Raw genomic sequence first — 17,879 nt, 5'->3', positions numbered from 1 at the left:
AACTTACCGGGCGGAGACCGGGGCGGGTTCTGCGCAGGCTTAATCTTAGCTGATAAGAAAAAGCGCCGGCCAGACCTCATCCGTTTCGGTTGAAAAAATAAAATACTTTCCCTTTTGAACAAGCCAGTGCTAAAGGAGAATCTGATGTCCCTTGAAACAGTACCCGGCATTTTCTGGGGCCTGCTCGGCCTGGCGCCGCTCCTGGTCTACATTATCCTGGTATTCCGCAACGTGGACATCCTGGCTGCCACCGTGATCTGTGTCGTCATCGGGGCCCTTCTCAGTCAACAGACCCTGGTTTCCCTGGGAACGGCACTGGCCAACAGCATGGGATCCTTCCTGGCGCTGGTGGGGCTGATCATCATGCTTGGCCGGGGCTTGGGCGAGGTGCTCAATGCCACCAAAGTGTCCCACACCATCGTCCACGGCATCATCTACAGTATAGGGGTGGACACGGAGAGGAAGGCCATGCTGGGCATCATGGTTGCTTGTCTCGTCATTGTCGGTCTGCTTGGGACCATGGCGGGGGGAAATGCCATCATCGCCCCCATCGTCCTCCCCATTGCCGCCGCCCTAGGGCTGTCCCGGAGCACGGTGGGGGTCATCTTCCAGGCGGTGGGGGAGGAGGCACTGATCCTGGGGCCCTTTTCCCCGCCGGTGATAACGCTGCTCGGCCTGACAAATATCGGCTACGGGAGATGCTGCTCTATGTTTCCGGCCCGGTTGCCTCATTACCCTGGCGGTGACCTGTTGATGATTCAGCGCATCCAGCGCAATACTCGCCATCTGACACCCTATGAACAACCGGACGAGTTGGAGCGCTTCAAGCCGACGCGGCAGAACAAGTGCGCCACCCTTGCCTTTACGGTGGCCTTTGTTGCCGCCGTCGTCTATGGCATTGCGGTTAAGGCGCCAACCTCATTTGTTGTCGTCATCATGCTTGGCCTCTCCTTCATCACCGGCTTTACCGGTGGACTCAGGTTCGAGCAGATCCTCAGGCACATCATCCACGGCATGGCCGGCAATGTGGGGCTGTTCCTGCTCTTTCTCCTCCTGGACCCGTTTATCATCTTTGTGGAAAAGGCAGGTGGCTTTGCCGCCCTGACAACACTCCTGAAACCGCTGATGGAGACCGGCGGCAAGCCGGTGATAGTCATAACCGGCGGCTTTCTCGGAGCCTTCGGCATCAGCGGTGCGACGGTGGCAACCCTCAAGCTGCTCCACGAGATGTTCAATCCGCTACTTGCCAAATATGCAGTCTCGATGCTCGCCTGGTCCCTCGCCCTGGTGGTGGCAACGAGAGTGCACAATTTTGTCTTCCCGGGGGCAAATATGGTCAGCTCCCTCGGTTTTGCCGAATCAACCGATATGAAGTCCATGCTGCGTAACGGCTGGCTGGTGGCGGCTTGTCAGCTCACCTTCCTGGTTCTCTTCAGCCTGTTTTTTGCCTGAAGATCATGAATCCATAAGGAGTGACTTTTGCATGATGAAGAACATGTACAGGATTCCCTACAGTAATCTCACAGCTACCTGCCCATTTCTCCTTCTTCTGATGGCAATGCTGCTTTTTACCGGCTGCGTGCAGAATTCCGGGCTCGTTTCTTACCAGCAAAAGGATTACGCCGGAGCACTGCGTCACTTTCAATCGGAAGGTGATTCGGCCGGTGATTTTGCTGCCGGCGTCATGCATTACAAAGGGGAAGGAGTGCAGCGCGACCCTGCCGAAGCTGCAGTCTGGTTCCAGCGTGCTGCTAACGGCGGTCACGCCAGTGCCCAATTCAATCTTGGTCTTCTCTACCTGAACGGTGAAGGGGTGGCAAAGGACCTGGGGGAAGCATTCTGCTGGTTCAGTCGGGCGGCGGCCCAGGGGGATGCCCGAGCCCAGTACAACCTGGGGTTGATGTATGCCCGGGGGGACGGGGTGGCCGAGGACATGGCCGCAACCCTGAACTGGTTCAGGCTGGCGGCAGAACAGGGCTACGTCAAGGCTCAGATTTATCTGGGGGGATTATATGCCGCGGCGAAGGGGTAGAAAAGGACCGCCGGGAGGCGGTGCGCTGGTTCCGCATGGCGGCAGAGCAAGAATCCACCGAAGCCCAGGTGTATCTGGGGGTTATGTACACCAAGGGAGATGGAGTGGAAAAAGATAACGACGAGGCAGCTTACTGGCTGAATCGGGCTGCCCGCAAAGGCTCTATAACCGCTCAGCGCTACCTGGAGAAGCTCTCGGCAAAGACTACGAAAAAATGAAAACTCCTTTTTCATTCTCCCTGCGCCTACCTGTCCCTGAAACCCTCAGCGCAAAATAATCCCATCCATGATGACGGCGCCGGCCACGATTACCCTCTGGCCCGAAAAAGGCGGCTTTGCCGTACTACCCGCCGTTGACATTGCGGAGTACTCTTTTATTCTTTTTAAATAAGTACTAATCCAACGCAAGGAGGCTCATCATGGCTGAAAAGCTCAAGGACAAGGACTATGATCTCATCAGCGTCATCTACAATGCTTCACAGGCGGCGGATACATGTAACCAGTATATGAGGGATGCAGACCAGGAAGGGGACCGTGAGGCTCGCCAGTATTTCAACGAGGTGCTGGAGACGAACGCCAACCTGGTGCAGAAGGGGAAGGACCTGTTGAAGAACCGGCTGTAGCGATAACTACAGCAGAGCGAAGGTAAAGGCCGCCTACAGCTGAATTAGATTCTACGGGATGTGGTTACCTACAACTGAAAGGAGCTGCCATGAAAAACAGGGTTTCGATAGTTCTGATGGTAAGTCTTTTTCTGCTTGGTACAGTGACTATGGCTGCCTTTGCAGCAGAGAAGGGATTGGCGGGCAAAGACAAGGATTTCATCAAGAAAGCGGCCAGTGGCGGCATGATGGAGGTAGAGCTCGGGCAACTGGCCCAGTCAAAGGCCCAGTCCCAGGAGGTAAAGGATTTCGGCAGCCGCATGGTTACCGATCACGGCAAGGCCAATGAGGAATTGAAGACCCTCGCCCAGCAGAAAAACGTTACCCTGCCCACCAAGCTTGAGCGCAAACACAAATCCATGGTGGACAAGCTGAACAAGGCTTCCGCCGCCGAATTCGATAAAAAATACATGTCCGATATGGTAAAGGACCATAAGCATGATGTGGAGGACTTCAGGAAAGCGACCCAGAAGGTGAAGGACCCTGAGGTAAAGGCGTGGGCGGAAAAGACGCTGCCGGTTCTCGAACAGCATCTGCAGCAGGCACAGGAACTGGCAACGAAGGTGGGCGCCAAGGTCAAATAGCAACCTGATGGAATCCTTCTCCTTGGGTGAGGGCTTGGCCGGATGAGAGTGCTGCTCAGTGCCGATCAGGAAAAATAGTGAACAACCAACGACCGTTAGATAACGAAGGCCCGCTTCCTGCGGGCCTGAGTCTGATGAAAAAGCCCCATCTGCGGCGTTGCCCTTACCAGTCGTCGCTGCGGCGTACCGTTAAGTACGCCTCACTCCTCAGGTTTCGGGCGCCTTGCACCTAGGGCTTTTTGATCAGCCTTACATATTGTGACTTCGTCAGCAATCTGGGCCCGCTTCCTGCGGGCCTTCGATTTGAAAAAGGAGTGCAAGATGCCGGAGTTGCCGGATCTGACCGTCTTTGTCGAAAATCTTGATAAGAGGGTAACGAAAAAAAAGATAAAGTCCGTAAGGTGCGGGAGTAATCTGCGCCTGAATGTCTCTCCCATGATGCTTGCAGAATCATTGCAGGCTCAGGTGGTAGACACTGTGGAGCGTTGGGGAAAGGAGGTCCGTTTCCTCATCGGCAACGGCAGGGTGCTGTATGTTCATCTGATGCTGACCGGCGGCTTCGTTATAACCGGCACGCCGGACAAGGTTCCTTTCCCGCAGCTGGTGATCGGCTTCGAGGACGATACAAGCCTTGTCGTCACCGATGAAAAAGCAATGGCCATCGCGGCACTCGATCCGGAAAAGCCGGAAGCTTCACCTGATGCCCTGGCGGTAACCGTCGATGAGCTGAAACGCCTGATTTCAAGGTTTCCGAAGCTAAGGCCAAGGCGTTTCTCATCGACCAGAAAGTGATGCGCGGCATAGGTAACGCCTATGCTGACGAGATCTTGTGGGAAGCGCGCATCTCACCCCTGTCTTTGATGGGAAAGCTGCCCCCCCGGACCATTGAAGTGCTTGCGGAAAAAATACCGGCAGTCCTGCAGTGGGCCATTGTCTCCATCAAGGAGAGGAATCCCGCATCACTGCCGGTGAGATCCGGGATTTCCTGCAGGTGCATAACCCTTCCCGCAAAACATCACCCACGGGCCGACCGATCCTCAAGGAGAAGATTGCCCAGAAGACGACCTATTATACCGATGAGCAGAAACTATATGTATAGGATAGTACGAAGAAAATTTTTGACTTATTTGTGCGGTTTCAGGTAAATTGTTGATGTAGTGTGGTGCTTGACCAACGAGTAGCCATCCGCAAAGGATGAACGGAAAACCTGCAGGCCTTAGGAATAGCCGGGTTGCCGAAGTCACACGAATCGGCTCCCGGCTATTTTTGCGTATCCACCATTTTCAACACAGTCAAAGGAGCAGAACAACTGATGAAAAGAATTCCGATCCCGGCCGGCAACCGAAATGGCCTGACTTCCTTTCCTGTCGGTCTGGTATTCCTTGCCATGACCGCAACATTCAGCCTGTCGGGATGTACCGAGAGCCAATCTTCCCCTGCCCAAGCCAAGGCTTTTGCCGCAGCGACCACGGCAAAGCAGGCAGAGACAGTTGCTGCTCCGGCCGCAGCTGCATTTGCCAAGACCAGTTCAGCTGCTGAAACGGCTGCCAAGGTGGCGAACAAGACCTATACTTCGGCACGAGCAGAGGCAAAATCTCCCAAAGGAAGATACCTTGCCGGTGAAGACCCTGCCTATGCCAAGCGTTGCGGCTGGCCGGTCAAGTGTGCGGAGCCGCTGCCAGGCTCCATCCTGCCCAGGAAGCGCATCGTCGCCTATTACGGCATCCACTTTCCAAACGGATGGGCGCCCTTGGAGAATTTCAGAAGGACGACATGCTGCGCCGCCTGAAGGGGGAGGCCGCGCGTTGGGAGAAGGCGGATCCGTCGACTCCGGTGCAGCCGGCCCTCCACCTGATTGCGGTGGTGGCCCAGGGAGAGCCGGGCAAGGCCGGCAAATTCCGGATGGTGATGCCCGACAAAATTATCAACGAGGTCTATGGCTGGGCGAAAGAGGCCAATGCCGTTCTCTTCATCGATATCCAGACCGGTCATGACGATATCCGGAATATATTGCCGCGCTTCGAATGGATCCTGAAGAACCCGGACGTCCACCTGGGAATCGACCCGGAATTCAATCTGATCAAGAGCGGCAAGGTTCCAGGCAAAAAGATCGGTACCTATGACGCCGAGGACATCAATTATGCCTCCGGCTATCTCCGCGATCTGGTGAAGAAATATAACCTGCCGCCGAAGCTGTTCACGGTGCACCGCTTTACTCGCAACGGGGTCACCAACTTCAAGAAGATCGCCCTGCGCCCTGAAGTCCAGATAGTCATGCATATGGACGGCTGGGGGGCGCCATGGCTGAAACGCGATTCCTACAAGGACTACATCGTCTCCGAACCGGTTCAGTACACAGGGTTCAAGCTCTTCTACCACAACGACACCAAAAAGGGGATCCTGATGACTCCACAGGACTTGCTCAAGCTTGAGCCGAAGCCCCTTTATGTTCAATATCAATAGACGTTGACTTTTCCATAAAAAAAGGACCGGCTGCCTGCCGGTCTTTTTTTGTCCATTAGGTGATCAGTATGGGTAATGAAATAATGAATCCTGCTTAATTTTTTGGGTTGCCAGGTCCGATCTTCTTCTTTATACTTTCAGGGAGCAGTTTTTAGTAAACTAAAAAAATACTTTATTAATGGGGAGGAATCGATATGAACAAAGTCAGAAGATCCATCGTTACCCTGACAGCCTTGGCCGCCCTGACGGGTCTCGTTTTTACTGCAGGTTGCCAAACAGGTAGAGGCACTGGCGGCAGCACCGGTAGCGATACCGGGAGCAGCACTTATGGGACAGGGACTGGCGGATCAACTGGATCGGAAACAAATGGCGCCGGGGGCACAACCGGCACCGGCGGCTCGACAGACACCAGTGGTTCCACCGGCTCAAGCAGCGGCGGATCAACAGGCAGCGGCACAGGCGGAAGCATGGACAGCGGGACCAGCGGCACAAAGGGCAGCGGCGGGTCCGGTTGGTATTAATTCATTAGCCAATGGATGTGCCAGATGCTGCGACTTGCATAAATTATGAAGGGGGGACAGGAAACCAAAAGGTGCTGTCCCCCTTTTTGGTCTCCGACAGATAAAGGTTTAATGGAGTGCTGTATGGCGGCGACCGGACTGAACCATAGCGACGGGGCAAAAAAAGGGGAAATGGCTGCCGTTGTCGACCGGAACATCGAAGCACTCGTTGCCCGGCGCCAGGTGGAAGAGCAGGAGAAAAGACGGGAGGACAGGATCGCCGATGCCATCACCCGTTTCACCGGCAGCATGCGGTTCGTCTATTTGCACGTTGTGGTTTTCGGTAGCTGGATCCTTATCAACACAGGATGGATGCCGTTCATTCATCCCTTTGATCCCAGTTTCGTCATACTGGCCATGGCGGCATCGGTGGAGGCAATCTTTCTTTCCACCTTCGTCCTTATCAGCCAGAACAGAATGCAGGCCATATCCGACAAGCGGGCAGAGCTGAGCCTGCACATAAGCCTTTTGGCCGAGCACGAGGTGACGCGTATCATAACTCTGGTGACTGCGGTAGCGGAAAGAATGGGCATCGAAGAATCACAGAACCCTGAACTGAAGGAGCTGGCAAAGGACGTGGCACCTGAGCAGGTCCTGGACAGGATGGAACAGGTGGGGGGGCCGGCGTCCGGAAAAAATCTGTCAGAACGGGAGGTAAAGACCGAAAAGGGAGGTGAGAACCATGAACCAAGCTGACTGGGGCTGGTTTAATTACGGGTTCATCTTTGTAATCATCCTGCTCGTTGTGCTGGTGTTATTCAGCTACATATATTTCAATCCCAGGAAAAAGGGTAAACCACCCAACATAGACAAGAAAGCGGGGGATGAGGGGGAGGATTAACGGGAAATACAGCTTCACAGAAAAGGCTGCTTCCGGCGAAAGCAGCCTTTTTTCATGTCTGATTGTCGCTGAAGATTCCTATTTTCGCTGCATCCGCTCACCGCAGCAGCTCAGTTGGCAGTCTTCCTGGCTGCGGCATTCCTGCAGCACCTGTACTTCAACACCACATTCCTTTCTTGAGCAGCGGTATGTGCTTCCCTTGGCCAGTTCAGACATAGAGCCTCCTTTCAGGTTTCCGGCTGTCTCGCACAGCCCCAAAATTAGAATCAGTTATAAAAAGCATAGTTCAAAAGGATTGAGAGTCAAGGAATAACTCTTTAATGGAATATGAATTGCATTAGCATCTGTACGTTCATTTCCCTTCAACAGGAGCTACCTTGCGCCCTTTTACCCTGGTCTTCCGAGACAGTGATCTGGAAAAAGAATTCCAGAAAGCCAACTACGAAAAAAACCTGCCCCAGATCAGGGTGTGTCTGGCGCTGGGTTTTCTGCTCTATGCCTTGTTCGGAATTCTGGATCATTGGATCATCCCTGACATTGAACAATTTGCCTGGACCGTTCGCTATTACATAGTCTGTCCACTGCTGGTCGGGGTATTCTTTCTAGCCTATTCCGAAATCCGTTATCAGTACATGTATCCGCTGATGGTGCTTGCCGGTTTTATTGCGGGTGTCGGAATTATAGCTATGATCCTGGGAGCGGGTGCGCCGGGGTGCTTCCTCTATTACGTGGGATTACTGCTCTGCCTGATGTTTTATTACACATTTTTCCGTCTGCCTTTCCTCGCAGCGACAGTCCTGTCCTGGACAATCTTTCTTCTTTACGAGGTCATGGTCATCTGGACTAAAAGTATTCCCCTGCCCATTCTGACAAATAACACCTTTTTCTTTATCGCCTTTAACATTACCGGTATGTCTGCCTCTTACTCCATAGAGCGTTACATGCGCCAGGACTTCCTGCAGCGGCGAAAAATACGGGAGCAGACTGAGAACCTGAAGAAGGCTTTGCTGGATGTGGAAAAATCAAGACATGAAGCGGAGGAAATGGCAAAGCTTGATCCTCTTACCAGTCTTTACAACAGGCGTCATTTTTTCTCCATCGCCGAACATGAATTGGCGCGTTACCGGCGGTACCGCCACAGCCTGTCCATTATCATGATCGACCTGGACCACTTCAAGCGCGTAAACGACACCTACGGCCATTTTATCGGTGACCAGGTGTTGCAGGCCCTGGCCGCTGCCATTGATAAGCTGATGCGCAGGGCTGACACACCGTGCCGCTATGGAGGAGAGGAATTTGCCATTCTGATGCCGGAAACCGATCTGGCAGCAGCCCAAAATCTTGGCCGCAGAATCAAGGATGCCATCGAAAGCACCGAGATCGACACCCGCAAAGGCCCGATAAAAGTGACCCTGAGCATGGGAATTGCCTCACTTGACGGTGTCGAGGATGCTTGCATCGAGCAGCTGGTAGAAAGAGCCGATGATGCCCTCTACCAGGCTAAGTATTCCGGCCGCAGTCTCATAAGGATCTGGGATAAATCATCTTCTGCAGAAGCACAGCTGGAACTTCTCACGTGATGCCCTATCAGAAAGGCAGGTCTTTCAGATGCGGCAAAATGGAGTAAGCTCAAGAAGAAACTCTCTTACTTCCTCCCAATCCCTGAGTCCGTAACCTGCCGCCGATTCCACAGCCTCTTCTCCCACAAAAATGCCGAGACCTATCCCCTGCAGAGCGCGAAAGGCGTCTTCATCCGTGGTGTCATCCCCAAGATAAATGGGCAGCACCTCAGGGCTATTCATCTTCAGTATGTCCAGCAGAGAGAGAATGGCTTTTCCCTTGTTCCAGTCTGTGTTGGGGAGCAGCTCGAACATCTTTTTCCCCGCCGTTTTCCGGAGCTGGGGATGGCGGTGGATGGCCTGATCCACCGCCGCTTCAACAAGTGTCACTTCCTGTTCGGCAACCAGCCGATAGTGAACGGTTATAACGAACCGTTTCCTCTCCACGATGGCGCCTTTTACTTCTGCCAACTGCCGTGAGATCTCCTGGTGGGTAAGGTCAAGGGTTGGCAGGCACTGAATGCCGATTGGCTGTTCAACGTGGAGCCCCTTCGGACCGCCAATCTCAAAGCCGTGGCTGCCGGCATAGACGATTGAATCGATATTGACCCGTTGGCGCACATCGGGCAAATCGCGGCCGCTGATGACTCCCACTGTGCATTTTGCCGCTAGTCTGAGCATTGCCCGGTGCATCTCCGGGGTGATCAACGCAGAGTCGGGGGTCGGCGTAATGGGAGCGATGGTGCCGTCATAATCGAGGAAGACGACCAACTGCCTGCCTCTGCCGAGCTGCAGAATTTCCTGCAGATTTGCCAGCGCCGAGGGAAGAGGCGGATGTGGTGTCTGATCAACAAATCCACTGCCTGTACCAGCCATTGATGCTCCTTCTGTCAAACTGTCAGCATAGGGATTACACCCGCGGCATATTAACAGAAAGCCGCTTACCGGCTTCCCGGTAAGCGGCTCAAAAAAGCGATTTTCACCTGTTTCTTCGGTAGCCCGGCTGTCCATAACCTGAGATTAATCGGAGATCTGATCAAAGATTATAAACCCGTGACTTTGTGCGCCAGGAGATTTCTCTCTAAGCTTACCTTTTCGGAAACAGGTTATGTTAACTATAGCTAATATTGGTGGGGTGTCAATTGTCTACCCGGATAAATTTGTCCATGGCTGCAATCGCCTGATTTTACTTGATGGGGCCGGTGAAGTGGTGTAAAAATTACCCGTCGCTAACTTCTTAAGGACTTATGCAATAAAAGGAGGAGTCATGCAGGTCAGAAGTTATTTATTTGCTTTGGTTGCCGGAATGTTGTTGGCAGGAACGGTCCATGCCGAAGAAGTAAATCCGGTGGTGGGCAAAGTGGGGGATTTTGTTCTGCGTCAGGCCGACCTGGAAAGAGTTATCGCCAATCTGACACCGGAGGCGCAGCAGAAATTCCAGGGGGAGCAGGAGCAGGCGAGTCTCGTCAACCAGATCCTGTTGACCAAAGCCCTGGCAGCCAAAGCGCGAAAAGAAGGCTTCGAACGGAAGCCGGAGGTAAAGGAGCAGCTCAGCTACATTATTGACCAGTTCCTGGGACAGGAATACCTGCGCAAGGTGGTGACGGCAAATGTGGAAGTGCCGGACGCAGAGCTGAAAAAATATTACCAGGAGCACGAGAAGGACTTCGTAGTTCCCGAGAGGGTCAAGGTCAGGCATATCTACTTTGCGGCGGAAAAAGACGCGACTGCCGAGGTGAAGGCTCAAGCCAGGGCAAAGGCGGAGAAAATAGCAGCGCAACTGAAAAAAGGGGAAGATTTTGCCAAGCTGGCCGGTGAAAGTTCCGAAGATGCCGAATCGTCAGCCAACGGAGGGGATCTGGGTTACCTGACCCCCGGCAAGACCAACTCCGAGGAATTCGAGAAGGCGGCGTTCAGCCTGAAGGCGGGGGAGGTTAGTCCGGTGGTGGAGACCCCCTTCGGTTACCATATCATCAAGGTTGACGAACGCCAGGAAAAGCGGACGGCAACATTTGAAGAGACCAAAGATTATATCAGCTCCACATTGAAGGCGCAGCTGGAGGAGAAAAAGGCCAGGGAATTTCTCGACGCGGTAGCCAAGGAGGGGGGGCTGCAGGTTTTCCCAGGCAAGAAGGCAGAGGAGAAAAGCGGGAAATAACCATAACCCTATGAACGTGAAATGGCCTGCCAGTGTGCAGGCCATTTTTGCTGTGTTTGCAAAAATGACCCGCTTTTGGCGGTTTTTTTGTGTCCGGTGGTTCCCCTGAACAGAGGTCAGTACAATAAACCAAGGAGTGACATTGACAGGACAAAAAGAGAAAATAAACTGTATTAATAAAAGACTATTAATTTAATGGAGGCGGATATGAAAAACACTCTTTCTGCAATAGCGCTCCTTTCTTTTTTTATTATGGCCGGCTGCGGTACTACCGGCGGCACTGCTTCTGTCGGGGCACTTGGCGGCGCGGCAGCTGGTGGAGGGGTGTATGAGTATCGGCTGCATAAGGCAAAGGAGAGAATAGAGAGCGAACACAAGGCGGGAAAAATGGACGACAAGGAGTACAACGCCCGCAAGGACGAGATTGAACGGTTGCAGCTGCTCAGATAACGCCTGCAGGTCTAATATTATGGGGAAGCGGCATGGACCAAATGAAATATATCTGCATCTTTGCTTTATACGCGTGTCTTGTCGGCTGTTACGCCATGCATCCCTCCAGCGGCGGAGGCGGGGCGACGGAACTGGCAGAGGATGCCAGAACCGTTGATCCTGAAGACATTGCCCTTCCTTTCGGCTATCGCATCGAGGCGGTTGCTATGGGACTGACCTTTCCCACCGGAGTGACCTTTGACGAAAAGGGGAACATTTATGTGGTGGAGGCGGGATATTCCTATGGCGAGGTATGGGAAACCCCCCGGCTTCTTCGCGTCAGGGACGGGCAGCTGGAGGTAATCGCCGAGGGGGGTAAAAACGGACCGTGGACAGGAGCTACCCGCCACGGAGGGGCCTTCTTTGTTGCCGAAGGGGGTGAGCTCAACGGGGGCAGGATTCTGCGCATCACCGATGACGGCAAGATAGCTGTAATTGCCGACCAGCTTCCTTCCCGTGGTGACCACCACACCAACGGCCCTGCCGTGGGGAATGACGGGCTGATCTACTTCGGCATCGGCACGGCCACCAACTCCGGCATCGTCGGCGAGGACAACCTTCGCTTCGGCTGGCTGAAACGTTACCCGGATTTTCACGATACTGCCTGTCGCGACGTCAGACTTGCCGGTGAAAATTTCCGGACCAAGGATGTGGTCAAGGGGGAAGGTGAGGTTGCAACCGGGGCCTTTGTTCCGTTTGGCACGACCACCAGTAAAGGCCAGGTGATAAAGGGACGAGTTCCATGCAACGGAGCGATTCTCAGGGTGAAGCCGGAGGGAGGGGATTTGGAGCTTGTTGCCTGGGGCTTCCGCAACCCCTTCGGGCTTGCTTTTTCCCCAGATGGAGAGCTGTTCGTTACGGATAACGGCTACGACGACCGGGGGAGCAGACCGGTTTTCGGCGCAGGAGACCCGTTGTGGCTGGTGAAACAAGGCACCTGGTATGGCTGGCCCGACTACAGCGCCGGACTGCGGCTGGACGAGGGCAATCAATTCAAACCGTTCCTCCATGAAAAACCGCGGCTCCTGCTCTCAGAGTACCCGAACCATCCCCCAATCCGGCGGCCATCCTTCCGGTTCATGCTTCGGCAAATGGTTTCGACTTTTCCCGCAGCGACAACTTCGGCCATCGGGGAGAGGCATTTGTGGCCGAGTTCGGGGATCAATCGCCGCCGACCGGCAAGTCTCTCGGGGCAGTGGGATTCAAGGTAGTGCGGGTGGATGTACGAACCGGGGTGATTCATGAATTCGCCGCCAACAAGGGGAAAACGACAGGGCCTGCATCGGCTCAAGGCAGTAAGGGATTAGAGCGCCCCGTTGCCGCCCGCTTCGATCCGTCGGGAGAAGCGCTCTACGTGGTGGATTTCGGGATCCTTAAGGAGACGGCAAAGGGTACCGTGCCACAGCAGAAAACCGGAGTGTTGTGGCGAATAACGCGGGAACTGAAATAGTCAGACAGTACCGTCGATTGAAGAAATGTTAGGGGGCAAGATGCGGCTGATTCCACTGCTGGTCATATCGCTTCTCTTTCTGTCTGCTTGCGGCACTCCCCGGCGTGGCGAAAACGTTGCCGGCCCATTGACTCTTGCCTCAGAGAAGGAAGTCAGAGGGGAAAGATATTTCATGACCTACTGCAACAAGTGTCATCCCCTGGGGGAGAGCGGCGTCGGCCATGCACTGAACAACAAACCTCTGCCCGGCCCTCTGATAAGAACCAGGTCCGCCTGGGAGCGGGAGCGATGCCTGCTTTTTCCAAGGAGTTTCTTCCCGACGAGAAACTTGACGACCTCATAGTCTATCTGCAGACCCTGAGAAAGCACTGATCCGAATGGGACAGGACGACGTACGGCACAAGGAAAACCGGGAGCGGGTATTCTGGCAGGAGTTCAGCGTGCCGTGGCGCTTCCCGGTGATCTACACCAGAAATGTCTTTGCCCCTGCCAATAATGCACTGGCGACCGTTTTCCAAGCTGCCGGTCCGGTCCCGGTTCTTGCCATTGCCGATAGTGGCGTTGCCGAGGCAAATGACGGACTGGCCGATGCTGTCCAAGCTTACGCATCAAGCCATAGGAGCGCACTGAGGCTGCTCTCTCCTCTTCATGTCCTTCCCGGCGGGGAGAAATGCAAGAATGGGTCGGCCCAGGTGGATCGGCTGCACCGCCTTTTCCATAAGCACAAACTTTGTCGTCATTCGGTGGTGCTGGCCATCGGCGGCGGAGCATTCCTTGATATGGCCGGTTATGCTGCCGCTACGGCCCATCGGGGCTTGAGGCTGATTAGGCTGCCGACGACGACACTGGCCCAGAACGATGCAGGCATCGGCGTCAAGAACGGATACAACTCCTTCGGCAGGAAAAACTGGGTCGGCACCTTCGCTCCCCCCTTTGCCGTCATCAGCGATCTGAACTTCCTCAGCACCCTGCCGAAGCGGGAGAGTCGGGCAGGACTTGCCGAGGCAGTAAAGGTGGCGGTGATAAAGGACGCCGGTTTCTTTCAACTGCTGTCCGGACAAAGGAAAAAGCTGGCAGCCCTTGAACTGCAGCAGATGGAGGAAATGATTATCAGGTGTGCCGCACTGCACCTGGAGCATATGGCTGCAGGGGACCCCTTCGAGCAGGGATCGGCACGTCCACTCGACTTCGGCCACTGGTCTGCCCATGCACTTGAGGAGGCGAGCGGTGGGAGATCCTCCATGGCGAGGCGGTGGCCATGGGAATGGCTCTGGATTGTCTCTATGCAGCAGAAAAAGGGCTCCTGAGGGAAAAGGAACGGGATCAGATCATCCACCTGCTCCAGGACCTTGGCTTCAGGCTGTCCCATCCGGTCCTGGCGAAACTGGACCTGGAAGGAGCTCTCGACCGTTTCCGCCAGCACCTGGGCGGAACGCTTTGCATAACCCTTCCGCTCGGTATCGGCTGCCGGGCTGAGTTTCACCAGATGGACCTGGAGGTCCTGCACAGTTCAAGGGACCGGCTGATGGCCTTCCCATAAAGGATGACGATGCGACAGAATATCAAACCAACGGCAATGGAGCTTCTGGAATGGGACTTTGTCAAGTGCCGTTCCCGACTGCTGGAGATCGCCGCCTTCATCGATCGCATCGATCGCTTCGGGGGAAGTGAAGAGGCACGGAAGGATTTCCGATACCGGGCCATTTTTCAGGCCCTGGGAATCATCTCCTCCGGTAAACAGAACCGGGTCAGGGAGATCCTGTTGCTCCTGAGCGATCCCACTTTGCAGCCCCTGGAGGACGTGTTGCCGCTGGAAATAGCGCAGGGTGCGTGGAGGAATGTTCCCGGTGATCATTGAGCCGCACATCCACATGGTTTCCCGCACCACTGACGATTACCGGGCCATGGCCATGCATGGGATCGCCATCGTCACCGAGCCCGCCTTCTGGCCCGGATATGACCGGAGAACTGCCGCAGGATTTGCCGATTACTTTGAACAGCTGACGGTCGCGAACCGGTTCGGGCGGCAAAGTTCGGCATCAGCCACCATTGCTGGCTCGGCCTCAATCCCAAGGAAGCAGTCGATCTCGGCCTGGCTCTGGAGGTCCTGGAGATCCTGCCGGAATATCTTGATCGGCCGACGGTCCTGGGCATTGGCGAGATCGGCCTGAACCGCAATGGCCGCAACGAGATCAAGGTGCTGGAGTGGCAGGTGGAGCTGGCGGCAAGGCGAAATGAGCTGATCCTTGTTCATACTCCCCATCTGGAAGACAAGCTGAAAGGGACCCGTCTTATTCTCGATATAGTCGGTGCCGATTCCCGCATTTCCACCGACAGGGTGCTTATCGACCACGCCGAGGAACACACCGTCGACCTGATCCTTGAGAAGGGCTTCTGGGCCGGCATTACCCTCTATCCCCACTCCAAATGCTCTGCCGACCGGGCGGTGGACATCCTTGAGACCTCAGGTTGCGAACGGATCTGGCTGAATTCTGCCGCCGACTGGGGGGTTAGCAATCCCCTGGCGGTGGTCGAGGCAGGAGAGGAGATGCGGCGTCGCGGCTTCAGCGAGGAGGCCATAAACGGTGTGCTATTCCGCAATCCCGCCGCCTTTCTCGGCCAATCCCCACGGTTCAAAGTCCAGTGCTGACCTACTGCACCAATATCCACCCCGGCCACAGCTGGGACGAGATTGTGACCAAGGTCTGGCCTCAGGTGCTGCAGGTGAAGGAAGTGGTTGCTCCCGATGCTGCATTTCCGGTCGGCCTTCGGGTCTCGGCACTTGCGGCCCGGCAGGTCACTCCGGCCGCAGCAAGGAGATTCGCCGACTGCTGTGCCGATGACGGGTGCTTTATCCCCACCATCAACGGCTTTCCCCATGGGCAGTTTTATGGCACTCCGGTCAAGGAAGGGGCCTATCTGCCAGACTGGCGCAGTCCGGAGAGGGTCCGGTATACCATGGACCTGATCCGGCTGCTCAGACTCTGGCTCCCCCCCTCCCTGACCGGTTCCATCTCCACCCTGCCCATCGCCTACGGCCGGTATATGTGCAGGGACGATCTGGGGGTGGTGCGGAAAAACCTGCTGACAGTGCTCAGGGAGCTGGAGTTGTCCGCCTCGGCCGGAAAACCGGTCATCCTGGCCCTGGAACCGGAGCGGGGTGCCTGCTGGAAACTGCGCGGGACGTGGCCCACTTCCTGGAAGCGATGGCCTTTCCTGCCGATCTGCGTCGGCTGATGGGCGTCTGTTTCGATTGCTGCCATGCTGCCGTTCTCCATGAGGAACCACGGCGAGCCTTTTCTTTGCTGGGCGAGGCGGGCATAGCCGTGGCAAAGGTTCATCTTTCCTCGGCAGTACGTCTCGCCACGAATCATCTCCAGGCAGCGGCACTGTTCGGAGATGATTGTTACCAGCACCAGACGAGTGTCAGGAGCCATGCCGGTACCGTCCATTTTTCCGACCTGGCGGATGCCATCCGTGATGTACCTCTACTCCGGGGTGAGTGGCGCATACACTACCATCTCCCCATCTACGACAGCGGCAACGCCTCTACGGGACAACAAACGACTTCATCGGCGAGGTGCTCACCTGGCTCCGCCCCAGGCCCTTCTGGAAATCGAGACCTACACCTACGAAAATCTTCCGCCGAAGTTGCGCCAGGGTGGCGTGATCGAATCCATTGCCCGGGAGTTCGCCTGGCTTGGGGGAAAGCTGTGAAACGGACAGTGGTCATCAATGTTGCCGGCCTCAGTTCCTCCCTTCTTGGACCCCATACGCCAAGGATCAATGAACTTGCCGACAGCGTTTCCCGGATCCATCCGGTCTGTCCTGCAGTAACCTGCAGCATGCAGGCGACCTTTCTTACGGGAAGGCTGCCGGCGCAACACGGCATCGTCGGCAACGGCTGGTATTTTCGCGATCTGGCCGAGGTTTTTTTCTGGCGCCAGTCGAACCGGCTCATTCAGGGGGAAAAGATCTGGCAGGTGGGGCGGACCATAAATACGGCCTTCACCTGCGCCAACAGTTTCTGGTGGTACAACATGGCCACTGATGCGGACTGGAGCGTTACCCCCCGTCCCGTATACTGTGCCGACGGGCGAAAGCTGCCCGATTGCTATACCCAGCCGCCGCACCTGCGGCAGGTCTTTACCAGGCGCTTCGGCACCTTCCCCCTTTTTCGCTTCTGGGGTCCCGCCACCTCCATCGCCTCGACCCGGTGGATCGGCGATGCTGCCATGGCCATTGAAGAGCTCTATTCCCCGGTCCTTCATCTGGTATATCTACCTCACCTGACTACGTCCTGCAGAAGGTGGGGCCGGAAGGATCGATCCATGGAGATCTGCGGGAGTTGGACGAAGCCTGCGGCAGACTGCTCGACTTCTTCCGGAACCGTGGCTGCCGCGTCATCGTTCTCTCCGAGTACGGTATTTCTGCCGTTGACCGGCCGGTCCATCCCAACCGCATCATGCGGGAGGCAGGCCTGCTGTCGACTAAAACGGACCTGGGGCGGGAATATCTCGATCCTGGGGCCAGCCGGGCGTTCGCCGTGGCTGATCACCAGGTTGCCCATGTCTATGTTCGCCAGAAAAGGGATGTGGAGGGGGTGGCCTCCCTGTTTCGCCAGGTGCCGGGGATCGAGCACGTTCTCGACTCATCGGAAGAAGGAGTGGGGGCTGGGGCACGGCCGGTCGGGAGAGTTGGTGCTGGTTGCCGGTAAGGGGAGCTGGTTCAGTTACTACTTCTGGATGGATGACGGGAAAGCACCCGATTACGCAAGGACGGTAAATATCCATGCCAAGCCTGGCTACGACCCGTGCGAGTTGTTCTTCGACCCCAAACTGAAATTTCCGGCGTTGACGGCGGGGCTCTCCCTGTTAAAGCAGCGGATGGGGTTGAGGACGCTGCTGGATGTGATACCAATCGATGCCGGACTCGCAAAAGGTTCACACGGCAGGATTCCCGAAGATTCCGGAGAACTGCCGCTGCTCCTGTCCTCGGACCCACATCTGCTCAACTCTGACAGCGTGGCGGCCCAGGATGTATTTCATGTCATCCTCGATCATGTATTCAGGGAGTGAAGCC

Annotated in this window: 22 protein-coding genes and 3 pseudogenes; 23 read left to right on the top strand and 2 right to left on the bottom strand. The window is 55.5% G+C overall.

Going from position 1 to position 17,879, the window contains the following annotated elements:
- Positions 1–144 precede the first annotated feature (144 nt).
- The 11 genes and pseudogenes from JCM15764_RS14000 to JCM15764_RS23875 all read left to right on the top strand — a co-directional run bounded on the left by JCM15764_RS14000 (position 145) and on the right by JCM15764_RS23875 (position 7,141).
- Positions 145–1,452 carry a permease gene (locus tag JCM15764_RS14000; protein ID WP_054696775.1) on the top strand — a complete coding sequence of 436 codons (1,308 nt, stop codon included), beginning with the start codon at positions 145–147 and terminating at the stop codon, positions 1,450–1,452.
- Positions 1,453–1,483: 31 nt separating this feature from the next.
- Positions 1,484–2,032 (top strand): tetratricopeptide repeat protein, encoded by a 549-nt coding sequence (locus JCM15764_RS13995; RefSeq protein ID WP_054696772.1) that lies wholly within the window; start codon positions 1,484–1,486, stop codon positions 2,030–2,032.
- 20 nt (positions 2,033–2,052) lie between these two features.
- Positions 2,053–2,250, top strand: a complete 198-nt coding sequence (locus tag JCM15764_RS13990; RefSeq protein WP_054696769.1) for a tetratricopeptide repeat protein — start codon at positions 2,053–2,055, stop codon at positions 2,248–2,250.
- 200 nt (positions 2,251–2,450) lie between these two features.
- Entirely contained in the window at positions 2,451–2,654 is a 204-nt protein-coding gene (locus JCM15764_RS13985) for a hypothetical protein (RefSeq protein ID WP_012645388.1), read from the top strand.
- 89 nt (positions 2,655–2,743) lie between these two features.
- Positions 2,744–3,277, top strand: coding sequence for a DUF4142 domain-containing protein (locus JCM15764_RS13980; RefSeq protein WP_054696766.1), 534 nt, complete (start codon positions 2,744–2,746; stop codon positions 3,275–3,277).
- A 321-nt stretch (positions 3,278–3,598) separates the two neighbouring features.
- Positions 3,599–4,069, top strand: coding sequence for a DNA-formamidopyrimidine glycosylase family protein (locus JCM15764_RS23885; protein ID WP_243689024.1), 471 nt, complete (start codon positions 3,599–3,601; stop codon positions 4,067–4,069).
- Positions 4,069–4,422, top strand: coding sequence for a hypothetical protein (locus tag JCM15764_RS23880; RefSeq protein ID WP_243689023.1), 354 nt, complete (start codon positions 4,069–4,071; stop codon positions 4,420–4,422). The genes JCM15764_RS23885 and JCM15764_RS23880 overlap by 1 nt, the downstream gene beginning before the upstream one ends.
- A 167-nt stretch (positions 4,423–4,589) precedes the next feature.
- Positions 4,590–5,740, top strand: a pseudogene (locus JCM15764_RS13970) (hypothetical protein).
- Between the two features lie 194 nt (positions 5,741–5,934).
- Positions 5,935–6,261 carry a hypothetical protein gene (locus JCM15764_RS13965; RefSeq protein WP_054696763.1) on the top strand — a complete coding sequence of 109 codons (327 nt, stop codon included), beginning with the start codon at positions 5,935–5,937 and terminating at the stop codon, positions 6,259–6,261.
- A gap of 123 nt (positions 6,262–6,384) precedes the next feature.
- Positions 6,385–6,996: a DUF1003 domain-containing protein gene (locus JCM15764_RS13960; RefSeq protein WP_054696760.1), complete on the top strand. Its 612-nt coding sequence runs from the start codon at positions 6,385–6,387 to the stop codon at positions 6,994–6,996.
- Positions 6,983–7,141 carry a hypothetical protein gene (locus JCM15764_RS23875; RefSeq protein ID WP_243689022.1) on the top strand — a complete coding sequence of 53 codons (159 nt, stop codon included), beginning with the start codon at positions 6,983–6,985 and terminating at the stop codon, positions 7,139–7,141. Before JCM15764_RS13960 ends, JCM15764_RS23875 begins: the two co-directional genes overlap by 14 nt.
- 78 nt (positions 7,142–7,219) lie before the next feature.
- Here the strand turns inward: JCM15764_RS23875 and JCM15764_RS23870 are convergent, their stop codons facing one another.
- Positions 7,220–7,357 (bottom strand): hypothetical protein, encoded by a 138-nt coding sequence (locus JCM15764_RS23870; protein ID WP_012645395.1) that lies wholly within the window; start codon positions 7,355–7,357, stop codon positions 7,220–7,222.
- A 161-nt stretch (positions 7,358–7,518) separates the two neighbouring features.
- Here JCM15764_RS23870 and JCM15764_RS13955 point away from each other — a divergent pair, with 161 nt between their 5' ends.
- Positions 7,519–8,721 carry a GGDEF domain-containing protein gene (locus JCM15764_RS13955; RefSeq protein ID WP_054696757.1) on the top strand — a complete coding sequence of 401 codons (1,203 nt, stop codon included), beginning with the start codon at positions 7,519–7,521 and terminating at the stop codon, positions 8,719–8,721.
- A gap of 24 nt (positions 8,722–8,745) precedes the next feature.
- Here the strand turns inward: JCM15764_RS13955 and otsB are convergent, their stop codons facing one another.
- Complete coding sequence (otsB, locus tag JCM15764_RS13950) at positions 8,746–9,576, bottom strand: trehalose-phosphatase (protein ID WP_054696754.1); 831 nt, start codon at positions 9,574–9,576, stop codon at positions 8,746–8,748.
- 391 nt (positions 9,577–9,967) lie between these two features.
- Here otsB and JCM15764_RS13945 point away from each other — a divergent pair, with 391 nt between their 5' ends.
- From JCM15764_RS13945 to JCM15764_RS28530, 11 genes and pseudogenes are all read left to right on the top strand, one after another.
- Complete coding sequence (locus JCM15764_RS13945; RefSeq protein WP_054696751.1) at positions 9,968–10,858, top strand: peptidylprolyl isomerase; 891 nt, start codon at positions 9,968–9,970, stop codon at positions 10,856–10,858.
- Positions 10,859–11,065: 207 nt separating this feature from the next.
- A complete protein-coding gene (locus JCM15764_RS13940) occupies positions 11,066–11,308 on the top strand; it encodes a hypothetical protein (RefSeq protein ID WP_054696749.1) in 243 nt (80 codons plus the stop codon).
- Between the two features lie 32 nt (positions 11,309–11,340).
- Complete coding sequence (locus JCM15764_RS13935) at positions 11,341–12,558, top strand: PQQ-dependent sugar dehydrogenase (RefSeq protein WP_243689021.1); 1,218 nt, start codon at positions 11,341–11,343, stop codon at positions 12,556–12,558.
- A complete protein-coding gene (locus JCM15764_RS23865) occupies positions 12,492–12,797 on the top strand; it encodes a hypothetical protein (RefSeq protein ID WP_243689020.1) in 306 nt (101 codons plus the stop codon). Before JCM15764_RS13935 ends, JCM15764_RS23865 begins: the two co-directional genes overlap by 67 nt.
- A gap of 40 nt (positions 12,798–12,837) precedes the next feature.
- Positions 12,838–13,140: a cytochrome c gene (locus JCM15764_RS13930; RefSeq protein WP_243689019.1), complete on the top strand. Its 303-nt coding sequence runs from the start codon at positions 12,838–12,840 to the stop codon at positions 13,138–13,140.
- Positions 13,141–13,174: 34 nt separating this feature from the next.
- Positions 13,175–14,337 (top strand): annotated as a pseudogene (locus JCM15764_RS13925) (3-dehydroquinate synthase).
- A 9-nt stretch (positions 14,338–14,346) separates the two neighbouring features.
- Positions 14,347–14,655 (top strand): hypothetical protein, encoded by a 309-nt coding sequence (locus JCM15764_RS13920; RefSeq protein ID WP_054696745.1) that lies wholly within the window; start codon positions 14,347–14,349, stop codon positions 14,653–14,655.
- A 180-nt stretch (positions 14,656–14,835) separates the two neighbouring features.
- The gene (locus JCM15764_RS13915) at positions 14,836–15,447 is read left to right on the top strand and encodes a TatD family hydrolase (RefSeq protein ID WP_243689044.1); all 612 of its coding nucleotides are present in this window, start codon (positions 14,836–14,838) and stop codon (positions 15,445–15,447) included.
- A complete protein-coding gene (locus tag JCM15764_RS13910; protein WP_054696742.1) occupies positions 15,441–16,034 on the top strand; it encodes a hypothetical protein in 594 nt (197 codons plus the stop codon). Before JCM15764_RS13915 ends, JCM15764_RS13910 begins: the two co-directional genes overlap by 7 nt.
- Positions 16,004–17,514: pseudogene (locus JCM15764_RS23860) on the top strand (alkaline phosphatase family protein). Before JCM15764_RS13910 ends, JCM15764_RS23860 begins: the two are co-directional and overlap by 31 nt.
- Positions 17,498–17,875 (top strand): hypothetical protein, encoded by a 378-nt coding sequence (locus JCM15764_RS28530; RefSeq protein WP_369412336.1) that lies wholly within the window; start codon positions 17,498–17,500, stop codon positions 17,873–17,875. The pseudogene JCM15764_RS23860 and the gene JCM15764_RS28530 overlap by 17 nt, the downstream one beginning before the upstream one ends.
- Positions 17,876–17,879: the final 4 nt, after the last annotated feature.

This window comes from Geotalea toluenoxydans JCM 15764 (genome assembly GCF_001311985.1).
In the GTDB taxonomy this organism is placed as follows: Bacteria; Desulfobacterota; Desulfuromonadia; order Geobacterales; family Geobacteraceae; genus Geotalea; species Geotalea toluenoxydans.
This window is presented reverse-complemented; position numbering and strand designations above follow the sequence as displayed.